The sequence below is a fragment of the Rhodococcus sp. NPDC057297 genome, from assembly GCF_042667435.1.
Taxonomy (GTDB): Bacteria; Actinomycetota; Actinomycetes; order Mycobacteriales; family Mycobacteriaceae; genus Rhodococcoides.
In genome coordinates, this window is record NZ_JBHUZE010000008.1 from 63,019 (window position 1) to 75,786 (window position 12,768).

The 12,768-nt window shown below is 63.7% G+C and carries 12 protein-coding genes; 8 read left to right on the top strand and 4 right to left on the bottom strand.

Going from position 1 to position 12,768, the window contains the following annotated elements; translation table 11 throughout:
• Nucleotides 1–8 precede the first annotated feature (8 nt).
• Complete coding sequence (locus ACFULT_RS20925) at nt 9–2,309, bottom strand: ATP-binding cassette domain-containing protein (RefSeq protein ID WP_378482310.1); 2,301 nt, start codon at nt 2,307–2,309, stop codon at nt 9–11.
• Nucleotides 2,310–2,413: 104 nt separating this feature from the next.
• On the opposite strand from ACFULT_RS20925, the gene ACFULT_RS20930 reads away from it, so the two are divergent.
• From ACFULT_RS20930 to ACFULT_RS20960, 7 genes are all read left to right on the top strand, one after another.
• Complete coding sequence (locus tag ACFULT_RS20930; protein ID WP_378482311.1) at nt 2,414–2,956, top strand: DUF2231 domain-containing protein; 543 nt, start codon at nt 2,414–2,416, stop codon at nt 2,954–2,956.
• A gap of 636 nt (nt 2,957–3,592) precedes the next feature.
• On the top strand, nt 3,593–5,659 hold the full coding sequence (locus tag ACFULT_RS20935) for an MMPL family transporter (protein WP_378482452.1): 2,067 nt from the start codon (nt 3,593–3,595) through the stop codon (nt 5,657–5,659).
• A 32-nt stretch (nt 5,660–5,691) separates the two neighbouring features.
• Nucleotides 5,692–5,943 carry a YgaP-like transmembrane domain gene (locus ACFULT_RS20940; RefSeq protein WP_378482312.1) on the top strand — a complete coding sequence of 84 codons (252 nt, stop codon included), beginning with the start codon at nt 5,692–5,694 and terminating at the stop codon, nt 5,941–5,943.
• A gap of 42 nt (nt 5,944–5,985) precedes the next feature.
• Nucleotides 5,986–6,405: a DUF302 domain-containing protein gene (locus tag ACFULT_RS20945; RefSeq protein ID WP_378482313.1), complete on the top strand. Its 420-nt coding sequence runs from the start codon at nt 5,986–5,988 to the stop codon at nt 6,403–6,405.
• Nucleotides 6,405–7,178: a sulfite exporter TauE/SafE family protein gene (locus ACFULT_RS20950; protein ID WP_378482314.1), complete on the top strand. Its 774-nt coding sequence runs from the start codon at nt 6,405–6,407 to the stop codon at nt 7,176–7,178. Before ACFULT_RS20945 ends, ACFULT_RS20950 begins: the two co-directional genes overlap by 1 nt.
• Nucleotides 7,179–7,257: 79 nt before the next feature.
• Nucleotides 7,258–7,527, top strand: a complete 270-nt coding sequence (locus ACFULT_RS20955; protein ID WP_027494148.1) for a metal-sensitive transcriptional regulator — start codon at nt 7,258–7,260, stop codon at nt 7,525–7,527.
• 55 nt (nt 7,528–7,582) lie between these two features.
• Nucleotides 7,583–8,932 carry a rhodanese-like domain-containing protein gene (locus ACFULT_RS20960; RefSeq protein ID WP_378482315.1) on the top strand — a complete coding sequence of 450 codons (1,350 nt, stop codon included), beginning with the start codon at nt 7,583–7,585 and terminating at the stop codon, nt 8,930–8,932.
• A gap of 83 nt (nt 8,933–9,015) precedes the next feature.
• Here ACFULT_RS20960 and ACFULT_RS20965 read toward each other — a convergent pair whose 3' ends face one another.
• Nucleotides 9,016–9,699 carry a Tellurium resistance gene (locus ACFULT_RS20965; RefSeq protein WP_037105056.1) on the bottom strand — a complete coding sequence of 228 codons (684 nt, stop codon included), beginning with the start codon at nt 9,697–9,699 and terminating at the stop codon, nt 9,016–9,018.
• Between the two features lie 144 nt (nt 9,700–9,843).
• Here ACFULT_RS20965 and ACFULT_RS20970 point away from each other — a divergent pair, with 144 nt between their 5' ends.
• Nucleotides 9,844–10,488 carry a VWA domain-containing protein gene (locus tag ACFULT_RS20970; protein ID WP_342585470.1) on the top strand — a complete coding sequence of 215 codons (645 nt, stop codon included), beginning with the start codon at nt 9,844–9,846 and terminating at the stop codon, nt 10,486–10,488.
• Nucleotides 10,489–10,538: 50 nt separating this feature from the next.
• Here the strand turns inward: ACFULT_RS20970 and ACFULT_RS20975 are convergent, their stop codons facing one another.
• A complete protein-coding gene (locus ACFULT_RS20975) occupies nt 10,539–11,630 on the bottom strand; it encodes a hypothetical protein (protein WP_378482316.1) in 1,092 nt (363 codons plus the stop codon).
• A gap of 227 nt (nt 11,631–11,857) precedes the next feature.
• Nucleotides 11,858–12,655 carry a hypothetical protein gene (locus tag ACFULT_RS20980; protein WP_378482317.1) on the bottom strand — a complete coding sequence of 266 codons (798 nt, stop codon included), beginning with the start codon at nt 12,653–12,655 and terminating at the stop codon, nt 11,858–11,860.
• Nucleotides 12,656–12,768 lie beyond the last annotated feature (113 nt).

Below are 12,768 nucleotides of genomic sequence, written 5' to 3' on the forward strand. Positions count from 1 at the left end.
CCGTCGGGTCAGCGCCTCAGGCTCTTGGCGAGATAGACACCTGTGTGCGTGTCGGTGTTCACGAGATCCGCGACCGTTCCGGTGAACACGACCTCACCTCCATTGTGGCCGCCGTCGGGTCCGAGATCGATGACCCAGTCGGCTGCTGCGACGATGTCGAGGTTGTGCTCGATGACGATGACGCTGCGGCCCTCGTCGACCATGCCGGACAACAGTGCGATGAGATTCGAGACATCCGACGGGTGCAGGCCGGTGGTGGGTTCGTCCAGGACCAGGATGGGAGACGATCCGACCAGTTCCGTCGCGAGCTTGAGGCGCTGACGTTCTCCACCGGACAACGACGAAAGATTCTGGCCCAGCGAGAGATATCCGAGGCCGACGTCGGAGCAGCGGCGCAGGATGTCACGAATCTTCTTGACCTCGAAGAAGTCCTGCGCGTCCTCGACGGACATCTCGAATACGTCCGCGATACTTACATCGTCGACGGTGTGCCGGATCGCCCCCGGCCGAAAACGCCGTCCCTGGCACGTTTCACAGGTACTGGAGACCGGGTCTGTGAACCCCAGATCGGTGAAAATGATGCCGCTGCCCTGACAGTCGGGGCAGGCACCGTCGGAATTGGGAGAGAACAGGGACGCCGGCTGGCCGGTCTTCTTCGCGAAGTACGCGCGGATGGGGTCGAGGAGTCCGGAATACGTTGCGGGGGAGGAGCGCCGTGATCCGCGGATGGGCGATTGGTCGATGATGACGGCGTCGGGTGCGACCGAACGCAGATGACCGTGGATGAGACTCGATTTCCCCGATCCCGCGACGCCGGTGACGGCTGTCAGAATGCCCAGTGGAATGTCGGCATCGACGTTTCGGAGGTTGTGGGTGTCGGCACCGGTGATGTGCAGGTAGCCGGTGGGTGTTCGTGGAGCGGAGATGGACTGACCGTCGCGGCGGAGCGCACTACCTGTTCTGGTGTCGGCCGCCACCAATTCGTCGTAGGTTCCTTCGAACACCACGTTCCCTCCGGTTTTGCCTGCGCCCGGACCTATTTCGACGATGCGATCGGCGATGGCCATCACTTCAGGATCGTGCTCGACGACGAGGACCGTGTTTCCCTTGTCTCGCAGCGCAAGGAGCATGTCGTTGAGGCGGTGCACGTCGCGTGGGTGCAGGCCGGTGGTCGGCTCGTCGAACACGTAGAGCATGTCGTTGAGCGTCGCGCCGAGGTGGCGCACCATCTTGATGCGCTGAGATTCGCCCCCGGACAGGGTCGACGTCGCTCGGTTCAGGCTGAGATAGCCGAGCCCGAGATCGACGAGCCTGCGCAGTTGCAGCACGATCTCGTCACGGAAGGTGTTCAGGTCCTTCAGGTTCCATCCGGCGATACGCTCGGCGAGGTCGGACACTTGCATGGCGAAGGCGTCGGGTAACGACAGTCCGTGGAGCGTCGCGCCGCGAATGGTGTCGTTGTAGCGGGTGCCGCCACATGCCTCGCACTCGCCGCGCGTGACGATCCGGTCGAACGCTGCCTTCGCTTTGCCCTTGAGTGCATCGGCATCCTTCGACAGATAGCTGCGGCGAAAGCGCGAGACGATCCCTTCGTAGCTCTTCATGAGGGCCTCGGTGTTGACCACGTCGACCTCACCGGGCTTGGCATCGAAGAAGATGTGGCGTTCACGGGCGGAGTACTGCTCGACGGGGACGTCCAGATCGAACAGACCGGAGTCGGCGAACACTCGGTACGGCCACTTGCCCGGCTCGAAGTCCGGGTGCTTGAAAGGGCCTTCGCGCAACGACTTCGATTCGTCGACGAGTTCGTCCATGTCGATGATCTTCGCTTCCCCGAGTCCCTCGCATTCGGGGCACATGCCGGCCGGGTCGTTGAAGGAGAACGCGTTCGCGTAGCCGACCGACGGCGTCACCCCGCGGGACCACAGCATGCGCAGCCAGTCACCGATGTCGGTGATGGTGCCGACGGTCGACCGGGGCCCTCCGAACAGACGCTTCTGGTCGACGATGACGACGGCAGAGAGGTTGGCGATCAGATCGGCGTCGGGCCGGCCGTAGGAGGGCAGGAACGTCTGGGCGAATGCGGTGAACGTCGAGTTGATCTGGCGCTGCGCTTCGGCGGCGATGGTGTCGAACACCAACGAGGATTTGCCGGAACCGGAGACTCCGGCGAACACGATCAGTTCGCGTTTGGGCAGGTCGAGGTCGACGTCGCGCAGGTTGTTCTCGCGGGCGCCGCGAACGAGGATCGTGTTCAAGGCTTCGGCCGTGGTCGTCTCTGCAGGCACCTTTCGACAAGCTCGACGCATCCGACGGGATGCTCGCGCAGCATACCGTACAGCGTACGGTAATCTCTGGTTTGGTTAGCCAACCCAGAGGTTGACGTCGTGATCCGCGGGGTAGGCGAGATCACATGAGCCTCCCCGGAGTATTGAACAGCCTCGAAGATGCGTCCTTCCTGGACAAGGAGAGCGATGCGATCAACGGCGTCCTGAAGCCCGCACTCGACGACACAGTGGTCGGTGGACTGTTGCGCGGGTCGTTCGTGGGCCACCCCATCCACCCGGCGTTGGTGAACGTGACGGTCGGCGCGTGGACGAGCGCCGTCGTGCTCGACCTCGTCGGCTCCGAGTCGAAGGCCGCTCAGCGGCTGATCGGGCTCGGTCTGCTGTCGGCGCCCGCAACCATTGCCACCGGGTGGGGTGACTGGTCCACCCGCGGCCCACGTGCACGCCGAGTCGGGATCATCCATGCGGGAGCGAACGCCACCGGCGTGTTCCTGTTCCTCGGCTCGTTCCTCCGCCGACGCCGTCGCACGGACGGGGCCGCGAAGGGCCTCGCGCTCGCCGGACTCACCGCTGCCGGTCTCGGCGGCGTCATCGGTGGTCACCTTGCCTACAGTGTCACCGAGGAGCCGGCCGAGCGGCCCGCGTTCGACGAGCATCAGCTGACGTAAAACCTCGAATCCAACTGGGGCGCAACTGCCCAGGTTTGCAGAAACTCGCGGGCAGAGGCGTCGTAGGCCGCGCGTGCACAGCGCATTGACTTTCGAGTGACGGCAGTTTTCACATCGGAAGCCCCGGACATCCCCCAGCAATCGCAAGCTCAGCATCGCGTTGGATCCAAAAACGACATGCATCGTGCGATCGCGGATATGCCCACTCGATTACATACCCCTGGGGGTACTTGCATACCCCCGTAGGTATGTGTCATTGTGGGGATGTACCCGCCAGAAAGGACTGCCATGTGCTACCCCGTCTCGTGTCCGGCGTGCGGTAAGACCAACCTGGGCCGGTTGCGGTCGCCATATCGACAGCGTGATGGAAAATGTTCCGCGGCCGCGGCAGTGCTCCTGCTCCACCGGGGCGTCCGATCCCGATTCACGCAAGAGCTTCGTCCGTTTCCTTTTTCGTCGCTGACCCTCCCCTGAACAACGCGTCGAGAAAACTTTGGGCCTCTTTGGCCTTGCTGCATACCCCCACCCGTATTAGGAGAAGGAACGTTGACCAAGCCAGCTACCGCGACGGTTACCGGCCGTCATGATCGCGATCGCCCATCCACACCCGGCGCGCTCGGCCGCCTGGGAAGCGCGATGGTTGCACGTCGCCGATGGGTGTTCGGAACCTGGCTGATCGCCCTCATCGCCCTGGGTTCTGCAGCGCCATCGGTGTTCTCATCGCTGGCCGGGGCCGGCTGGCAGGCCAACGGGTCGGAGTCCGTTCAGGTCCGGGAACTGGCCCAGCAGCATTTCGGCGGAAACTCCTCCGCAGCAGTACAAGTGGTCGTGCATTCCGACACCGCCACGATCGAGGACGTAGCGATGCAGAAGACGCTCACCGACGTCGCGGCCGTGTTCGGCGGTGACGCCCGCTTCGGCGACATCGTCGCCCCTCAACCGGGCATGACCATCAGCCCGGACGGACACACCGGCATCATCGTCGCCGGCGCCAACGCGAGTACCGACGATATGGTCAAAGCCGTCGACGAGGTCAAAGGCGAGCTCACCGCACTGTCCGGCGACGGTATCGAGGTCTATCCCACCGGATCCTCGGCCCTGTGGTCGGACTTCAACAAAGCGAACCACGATGCGATGATTCAGGCCGAACTATTCTCCTGGCCCGTCACTTTGGCGATCATGGTGCTCGCCTTCGGATCACTCGTCGCCGCAGGTTTGCCACTGCTGCTTACCGTCGCCGGACTCGTCGCATCCGCCGGAGGGCTGGTGCTGCTCAACGGGGTCACGCCGATCTCGGTGTGGGCGATGAACTTCGCGATGATGTTCGCCCTCGCCCTGGGCATCGACTACGCCCTGTTCATCGTCGCCCGGTTCCGCGACGCACTGCGCAACGCCGATCCACGTGCTGCGGTCGCCGAAACCATGGACACCGCAGGCAAAGCCGTGGTCCTGTCCGGACTGACGGTCCTGGTGAGCCTGTCCGCCGTGTTGCTTGTTCCCGCACCGGCGGTGCGCACCATGGCCGTGGGCATCATGCTCGCTGTCACGTTCGTGCTGATCGCCACCATGACCTTGCTTCCCGCCACGCTGGGAGCGCTCGGCTCCAAGGTCAACGCCGCATCCCTGCCATACGCCAAGCGTCAGCAGCACCGCTCCCCGAAGTTCGCAGCCTGGGGAGAACTGTTGCACAAGCACCCTTGGCCGTTCGCGCTGGTGTCCGTGGGCATACTCATCGCCCTGGCGCTGCCGGTCCTCGGACTGAAAGTCGCGATGCCATCGATCTCCGTCGTCCCAGAAGATGCACCGGTCCGCCAGGGCTACGAGCTCGTCCAGGCTCAGTTCGGTGACGGAGCACCCGGCGCACTACAGATCATCGCCCCCTCCTCGGATTCCGACGCCACCGCCAACGCAGCAAGCGCCGTCGACGGCATCTCGATGGTCACGCCACCGCAACCAGCCGCAGACGGCTCGAACTACTCACTGCTCCAGGCGCTTCCCACCGTTGATCCTTCGGGCGAGAGAATGGGCACAATCCTCGATGACCTGCGCGCACAGCTGCCGGAGTCTGCGCTCGTCGGCGGTGCCCCTGCGGAGAACCTCGATCTGCAGCAGGCTCTGAACGATTATCTTCCGCTGGTGATCGGGATCATCCTGGCCCTCGGGTTCGTTCTGCTGCTCGTGGCATTGCAGGCGCCCCTGATCGCGATCCTCGGCACCGCAGTCAGTCTGCTCTCGACCGCCGCGGCGTTCGGGGTCGCGAAGCTGATCTTCCAGGACGGGCATGGTGCGTCATTGCTCGGCTTCACCCCACAAGGGTTTCTCGACGGCTGGGGTCCGGTGTTCTTCTTCGCGATGATTTTCGCCATCGCCATGGACTACACCGTGTTCCTGCTCGCCACCGCGAAAGAGCACTACGAGAAGACCGGGGACCCGAAAGCCGCCCAGGTGGACGGGCTGGCCCACTCCGGCCGGGTCATCTTCGCCGCCGCTGCGGTGATGGTCGCTGTGTTCTTCACCTTCGCGCTCTCCGATCCTCTCCCACCGAAGGAAATGGGCATCATTCTCGGTGTCGCGGTACTGCTCGACGCTTTCTTGATCAGACTGATCCTGCTCCCGGTCCTACTGCGTGTGAGCGGTCATGCCGCCTGGTGGTCGCCGGCCTGGCTGCGCAAAGTTTTGCCCTCGATCAGCTTCTCGCACTGACCACCCTCACCACCACACCGAAAAGAGCAACCATGGTCGACCCGAGCACCTCCCACTCGTCCGCGTTCGCAGGATGGCCGATCGAACGTATTGTTCCCGCCCTCGCTGCCGGTGTCACTGCCACCGGCCTGGTCCTCGGCGAACTGCACGCACCGCAATGGCGACTGCTGAGTGCGTTCGCTGCAGCGAACCTCGCCCTCTACGCCGCGGTCGGCTGGTGCCCGGCCAGTGCACTCCTCACCACAGCGGGCGTGCCAAGTATTCGTCGGCCCCGAAACGGGTAGGCCCGATTCACCTCAGTTCGACTACCGAAAGGAACGTGCCTCATGAGCATCGCACTCTCGACCACCCTGGCCGACACCGACTTCGACACCGCAGTCGACTCCGTCAAGGCCGCCCTGACTGAACAGGGATTCGGCGTTCTCACCGAAATCGACATGCAGGCCACGTTGAAGGCCAAACTCGGGGAGGATATGGAGCGGTACCTGATCCTCGGTGCCTGCAATCCAACCCTCGCGCACCGCGCCGTCGGCGTAATGCGCCAGATCGGCTTGCTGTTGCCGTGCAATGTCGTCGTGCGCGCCGACACCGCGACATCAGGGTCGATCTTCGTCGAAGCGATGAACCCGGACATCATGGTCCAAGCGACCGGAGAACCCGCCCTGTCCGACGTTGCCGCCGAGGCCACCACCAAGCTCCAGGCCGCCATCGACGCACTCGGTGGCCAGGACACAGCCCACAGCTGATGACCCTGGCCCTGGCACTGGTCCTCGGCGTTGCCGTCGGCATCCTGCTCGGTCTCCTCGGTGGCGGCGGGTCGATCCTCGCCGTCCCGGTTCTCGTCTACGCCCTCGGAATGGACCTGTCGGAGGCGATACCGACATCCTTGCTGGTGATCGGTGTCGCCTCGGCGACCGGGGCCATCCCCAAGGTGCGGGCGAAGCTCGTCGAGTGGCGACTGGCGGCGATCTTCGCGGCCACCGGTATCGTCGGCACCCTGGTCGGCAGCGCCCTGGGCAGGCATTTGCCCGAGCCCGCAGTAATGATCGGCTTCGCGATCGTCATGATCATCGCCGGGGCGCGGATGCTGCGCAGCACCGACGATGTCGGAACTGCATGCAAGACAGGAAAATCCGGGATCGATTGGCGACGATGCGCACCACGGTCCATACCTACCGGGTTCGGGGTCGGTGTCCTCACCGGACTGTTCGGCGTCGGCGGAGGATTTCTGATCATCCCCGCTCTGGTGCTGCTGCTGGGAATCGAGATGAGCGTCGCCGTCGGAACGTCGCTGGTGGTGATCGTCGCCAACTCCGCCGCCGGACTGATCGCTCAGGCCGACGGGCTCGGCGGGAACTGGGCACTGACAGCCGTGTTCGCCGGTGCTGCGATCGCAGGCTCGCTGGTTGCCGGACAACTGAGCACACGCATCGACACCGACGGGCTCCGGAAGTGGTTCGCCTGTCTGGTGTTCGTTGTCGCAGGCTACGTACTTGTCGACACCCTCGTTCTTTCATGAACGACCGCTTACACCGAACCGATGCCCCCGGGGGTAATCTGGAAGCTCTACCGCCACCACACACCCTCAGGAGACCGCAATGATCGGCGACGAAGACAGCATCGCATTGGTACTCAACCGTCTGCGCCGCGCACACGGCCAGCTCGCCGGTGTGATCGGCATGATCGAGAACGGACGCGACTGCAAAGACGTTGTCACACAACTCGCCGCCGTCTCCCGCGCCCTCGACAAAGCCGGCTTCAAGATCGTGGCCACCGGCCTCCGCGAATGCATGACCGGCGACACCGCAGACAACAAAGAACCCATGACCGAAGCAGAACTGGAAAAACTCTTCCTCGCACTGGCCTGAACGACACATTCCACGTCAGAAACGAGGCCGACCCGCCAACACCGTAGGAGTACCCATGAGCACGACCGATCCAGATATCGCCATCATCGAAACGTCGAGTCTCGGCGACCGCAGCTACCTGATCAGCCACGACGGCATCGCCGTCGTGATCGATCCCCAACGTGACATCGACCGCGTCCTGGCATTGGCAGCGGAGAAGAACGCCGCGATCACCCACGTACTCGAGACCCACATCCACAACGACTACGTCACCGGCGGGCTCGAACTCGCGCGCGCTACCGGAGCCGAATACGTCGTGCCCGAGGGCGATCCGGTCGAATTCGAGCGACGGGCAGTTGGGGACGGCGATGTCGTCGAAGCGGGATCGGCGACGTTCCAGGTCATGCACATGCCAGGCCATACACATCATCACGTCAGCTACGTACTACACCTGGGCGAACAGCCGGTCGCGATCTTCACCGGCGGCTCGATGCTGTACGGATCCACCGGCCGCACCGACCTGCTCGGCTCCGAGCACACCGACGAGCTCACCCATGCGCAGTTCCACTCGGTCCGTCGTATCGCCGCCGAGCTGCCCGCCGATGTCGAGGTCTACCCCACCCACGGGTTCGGTAGCTTCTGCTCCGCGACCCCCACCAGCGGCGACTCGTCGACCATTGGCGAACAGCGGCGGTCGAACCCGGCCCTGACGCAGGACGAACAGACCTACGTCGACGAGTTGATCGCAGGACTGTCGGCCTACCCCGCGTACTACGCCCACATGGGTGTCATCAACTCCGTAGGTCCGGCCCCGATCGATCTGTCCACCCCAGAACTCGTCGACCCCGACGAACTACGCAGGCGCATCGACGACGGAGAGTGGGTCGTCGACCTTCGGGCGCGGACCGCCTTCGCTGCTGGGCATCTCGACGGTTCCCTCGGTTTCGAGCTGTCGACGACGTTCGTCACCTACCTCGGATGGCTCTACCAGTGGGGTGCACCGCTGACATTGATCGGTGACACCTCCGATCAAATTGACGAGGCCACAAGAGAGTTGGCGCGCGTCGGAATCGACCGCCCCTCCGGTTCGGCTGTCGGTGAGATTCACTCACTCGCCGGCGACGGACACGTGCGGTCCTACGAGGTGTCCGACTTCGCCGGACTTGCCGCAATCGACTCCGATATCACTGTGCTCGACACACGTCAACAGTCCGAGTACGCGGAGGGCCATATCCCCGGTGCAGTGAATATCCCCCTTCACGAACTGCCACACCGACTTGGAGAGGTCCCCGACGGCGACGTGTGGGTGCACTGCGCCTCCGGCTACCGAGCTTCGATCGCGGCCTCACTGCTCGACCGCGAACACCGCACCGTGACACTGATCGACGACGACTACGATCACGCCGTGCAGCCGGTCGACACATAATAGCCGTGCGGTCAGACCGATCTCCCGAAAGGGGCGTGGTGATGTAGTGGCGGCTACGGGCACTGCGGGACGATCGCCTTCGGCTACTTTCGTCCCGCAGCCCATTTCATTCCCCAGCCGTACTTCTTGTCGAGATCCGACTGGCTGCCCTGGATGTATTCCACCAAGCGGGTTACGGTGACTCCCTGTTTCCCGCTCTCCAGCAACGCAATTGCGCAGATTCGAGCGGAGTTGCTGTCCGACTCGAGCTTCACCTCGACCTGTGGACCCGAGGTCGGGAACAGGGTGACGACGCCGTCGACTGCGGCCCAATTGGGGGCGCCCTCGTAGATCATCGCGAAGATCAGGACCCGCTTGAACATCTCGGGGCGGGCGAGGTTGATGTGCATGTTCTCGCCGCCGACGACAGTGCCCGAGCGATCGTCACCGTCGAGTGCGATGTACGGAGCGCGATCGACGGCTCCGAAGCTGTTGCCGAGCGCTTGGATGACGCCTTTCGAGCCGTCGGCGAGCTCGTAGAGGCAGCCGAGGTCGAGATCGACGCCTCCGGTCCCGTAGGACGCGGCGGCCAGCTTCGCCAGAAAGCCCTTCTTCTTCGGCGCGGGTGTCGCGCCCGTCGACCAGTTCAGATTGACGCGCATCGTGCCCTGCGACTCGCCGGCCTTCGTCAGGCTCACCGAGGGAGCAGACTTGGACAGCGTCACCTTGCTCAGGCTCACCGCGGGCGTCGCCGGGGTCGAAGGCTTGCGGGTGTAGTCGATCGCCATGAAATTTGCCTACTCGTCGTCGTGTCCGTTTTGCCTTGTCCGAGGATAGCGGGCAAACGTGTCGGTACCCCTCGGTACGGTTCCCTTCATCAGCTTCACCCGCTTCGTCTGCGCGAGTCCGCGCACTTTCTCAGGAGGTTTTCTTTGACGAATCCACAGTTGTCTCTGGTGGCCGCTTTGCTCGACCGCTCGGGTTCCATGAACGCCATTGCGGATGACACTCGCGGTGGTTTCGACTCGTTCATCGCGAAAGAGCGTGCGCACGAGGGTGACACGGTGGTCACTCTTGCGCAGTTCGACGATCGCTACGACATGGTCTACAGCTCGCAGCCGATCGATTCTGTTCCGCCTCTCGTGCTCGAGCCTCGGGGCATGACGGCGCTGTACGACGCCATCGGCCGGCTCATCACCGACGTGGGCTCGGAGCTCGCGGCCACACCCGAGAACGAGCGTCCTGGTTCGGTCACCATCCTCGTGATGACCGACGGTCACGAGAACGCGAGCAAGGAGTGGAGCAACACGGCTGTTCGCGCCCTCATCGAACAGCAGGAGCGGGACTATCAGTGGGACTTCGTGTTTCTCGGCGCCAACATCGATGCAGTGGACGTGGGCACCGACCTCGGCTTCGCCCGTGACAAGTCCATGACGTACGTGTCCACCACCGTGGGCGTCACGTCCGCGTTCGATTCGGTGGCGAGCTACCAGAGTCGCAAGCGCGCCTCGGTGATGGGAGCGCCCCCGGTGCAGGGCTTCTCGGAAGAGGATCGTCGCCGAGCGCGTGGGGAGTGAACGAAGCGTATGAGGTCGGCCCATCGATCGGGTGGGCCGGACTCATGCGATCAGGTGACGGATTGCGTGCGTGGCAAAGTCAGGACTACGTACCGCAGCGCGTTGCGAAGTGACGTCAGGACGGTGTCCTTCATGTCGGTGTCCTTCATGTCGGCGTCCGGAGCAGAAGCGAACTGCAGCAGTTCGAGAATGCGGTCTCGGTCGTTGTGGCAGATGAGCGCAACGTCTTCCGGTGTCAGTTCGTCACCTGATTCGAGTTCGACGAGGGTCCGCAACTCGGGAGGTGTCCGGAGCGCTGACGAGGTCTCGGACAGGCGTCGAAGTATCTCGGCACCATGATCCTCGACGAACCTGAGCAAGGATCCCATTGCACGGCCGAGATGCTCTTCCACCAGGGGAGAGCAATCGACGCGAGCGGACGCGATGACGCAGTCCTCCGCGACACGAAACTTGAGGTCGGGCGCTACCTGCGCGTACTCTGCCGCGACCGCTGCGCCGTCGTGACAGAGGGGGTGTGCGGCGAAGGTCGTGGAGAGCTCCACGACAGGCTCGGACGTACAGACTCGGAGGTAGGACTCGATGCCCCTGTCTCCGAAAGGAACGTCGCCATTGTCGTCCTTGATCGGTCTGAAGCCCAGAATGGAGGTCAGTGCCGCGTCGACCTGTTCGACCAATCGATCGTGGGCATTCCTGGTTTCCCAGCTTTCCACGGCAGAACTGGAGTCGAAAACGTCCGCCAGGGGAGCACCCGCAGCGCTGGCAGCGACAACTGTCGGGTGCACGATGCCGCGGCAATCGCGTAGCATGGCAACAACGGCACCGGCGATCACCTCCGCACCCCCGACGATTCGAAATCCCGCCGGATCTTCTGCTCCGACCGACCACCCGGCATGTGCCAACGTGCGTCGATCCATGTCCGAGAACGATTGAGCAAGAGTGCCTTCGAGGGTGCCGACCAAGTCGGTCGAAGATGCGTTGACAGAGATCATCGACAGGTCGTCGCGTTCGCTCGGGATCCCGCGGCCGGTGCAGATCGCGAGCGAATCCCCGTCGGACATCGCTGCGACGTATGTACTCAGTCGGTGCGAGAACTGGGTCCATGCGATATCGATCTCGGTGTCGAAATCAGGTTCCGTGGGCATGATGGAACCTCCTTGCTGTGTGCAGTGAGTCGACAACCCGACTCGGTATTCACACGTCACTGTAGCTGCGCGAACCGACACCGCATTTCCGATTTCAGGGTCGAGTCATGCACCGATGCAAGTGATCTGCGATTTCGTGTCCCGTACCCCCCAGAATCGTGGTCATTCGATTGAATGACGACGGTCGCCGCGGCGCTGGGGATCGAGTCTTTCGGTGGTGCGTGACATCAGCGTCGACGGCTTGCGCTCCCTGACACTCGATTCGTGAAGCGTGGGCCTACTTCGTCGAGAAATCGAGTGAACATCCGTGCCTTACGGACAAGGTGTTCCTCGACCAACGGAGAGCAATCGACGCGCGCTACCACGGTGAGCGCGTCGGTCCCGACGCGAAATGCCATGTCGGGCCACGATTCTGCCAGCCGGAGTGTCGACGCGGGCGTGAGCGGGTCAGCGTTGTAGGTTGCCGAGTACTCGACGACGGACTCGTCGTCGAGTACTCGGATGTGCGCGCCGCGGACGAGGCGGTCCACGGCCACAGGTCCCAGCACGGCGAACACTCGCGAGGTCAGATCATCGTCCGTTCGGGCTCGGCCTCCGTCGAGGATCCAACCCGGCGAAGCGCCGGTGGCGTCGAGCGCCAGGAACGATGGGTGGCTGATCCGTCCGAAATCCCGGAACAGTGTCATGACCGTGCGGGCAATGGGCGTGCCGTTGCCGCTGATCCTGAGCTCCGTGCCGTCCGGGTGCGACCGGGCCGGGCTGGCGCGCCACCGGGCGTACGCGAGGGTCGTTCGCTCCTCCGCAGTACGTGCGTCGAGCAGCGACCTGGGGACGTGCGCCACCGCGTCGACGATGTCACGGTCCTTGGCGAGAACCACCGACAGTCCGCTCACCTGCCAGACCGAGTCCGACAGAAGGGTGAGGGTCTGAGGTGCGCGCATGCCGTCGAGATACCGGCCCAGGCGCGCAGCGAACACTGCCCAGGACGTGTTCACTTCCGTGTCGAAGTCAGGATCCTCGATCATGAGGCCTCCTGAACTGGAAAAGTTTTGAACTATCCGAGTCATGATAACTGCTGGTCCGACGGGTGCGGGTCCACTGGGTGGGCTCAGGGTTGCGGTGGGGTTGCTGCACCGTC

Coding starts and splice junctions, on each gene's coding strand:
- ACFULT_RS20935 (WP_378482452.1), top strand. CDS start 3,593: ATGGTTGCACGTCGCCGATGGGTGTTCGGAACCTGGCTGATCGCCCTC.
- ACFULT_RS20960 (WP_378482315.1), top strand. CDS start 7,583: ATGAGCACGACCGATCCAGATATCGCCATCATCGAAACGTCGAGTCTC.
- ACFULT_RS20965 (WP_037105056.1), bottom strand. CDS start 9,699: ATGGCGATCGACTACACCCGCAAGCCTTCGACCCCGGCGACGCCCGCG.
- ACFULT_RS20980 (WP_378482317.1), bottom strand. CDS start 12,655: ATGATCGAGGATCCTGACTTCGACACGGAAGTGAACACGTCCTGGGCA.
- ACFULT_RS20925 (WP_378482310.1), bottom strand. CDS start 2,309: ATGCGTCGAGCTTGTCGAAAGGTGCCTGCAGAGACGACCACGGCCGAA.
- ACFULT_RS20975 (WP_378482316.1), bottom strand. CDS start 11,630: ATGCCCACGGAACCTGATTTCGACACCGAGATCGATATCGCATGGACC.
- ACFULT_RS20940 (WP_378482312.1), top strand. CDS start 5,692: ATGGTCGACCCGAGCACCTCCCACTCGTCCGCGTTCGCAGGATGGCCG.
- ACFULT_RS20950 (WP_378482314.1), top strand. CDS start 6,405: ATGACCCTGGCCCTGGCACTGGTCCTCGGCGTTGCCGTCGGCATCCTG.
- ACFULT_RS20955 (WP_027494148.1), top strand. CDS start 7,258: ATGATCGGCGACGAAGACAGCATCGCATTGGTACTCAACCGTCTGCGC.
- ACFULT_RS20945 (WP_378482313.1), top strand. CDS start 5,986: ATGAGCATCGCACTCTCGACCACCCTGGCCGACACCGACTTCGACACC.
- ACFULT_RS20930 (WP_378482311.1), top strand. CDS start 2,414: ATGAGCCTCCCCGGAGTATTGAACAGCCTCGAAGATGCGTCCTTCCTG.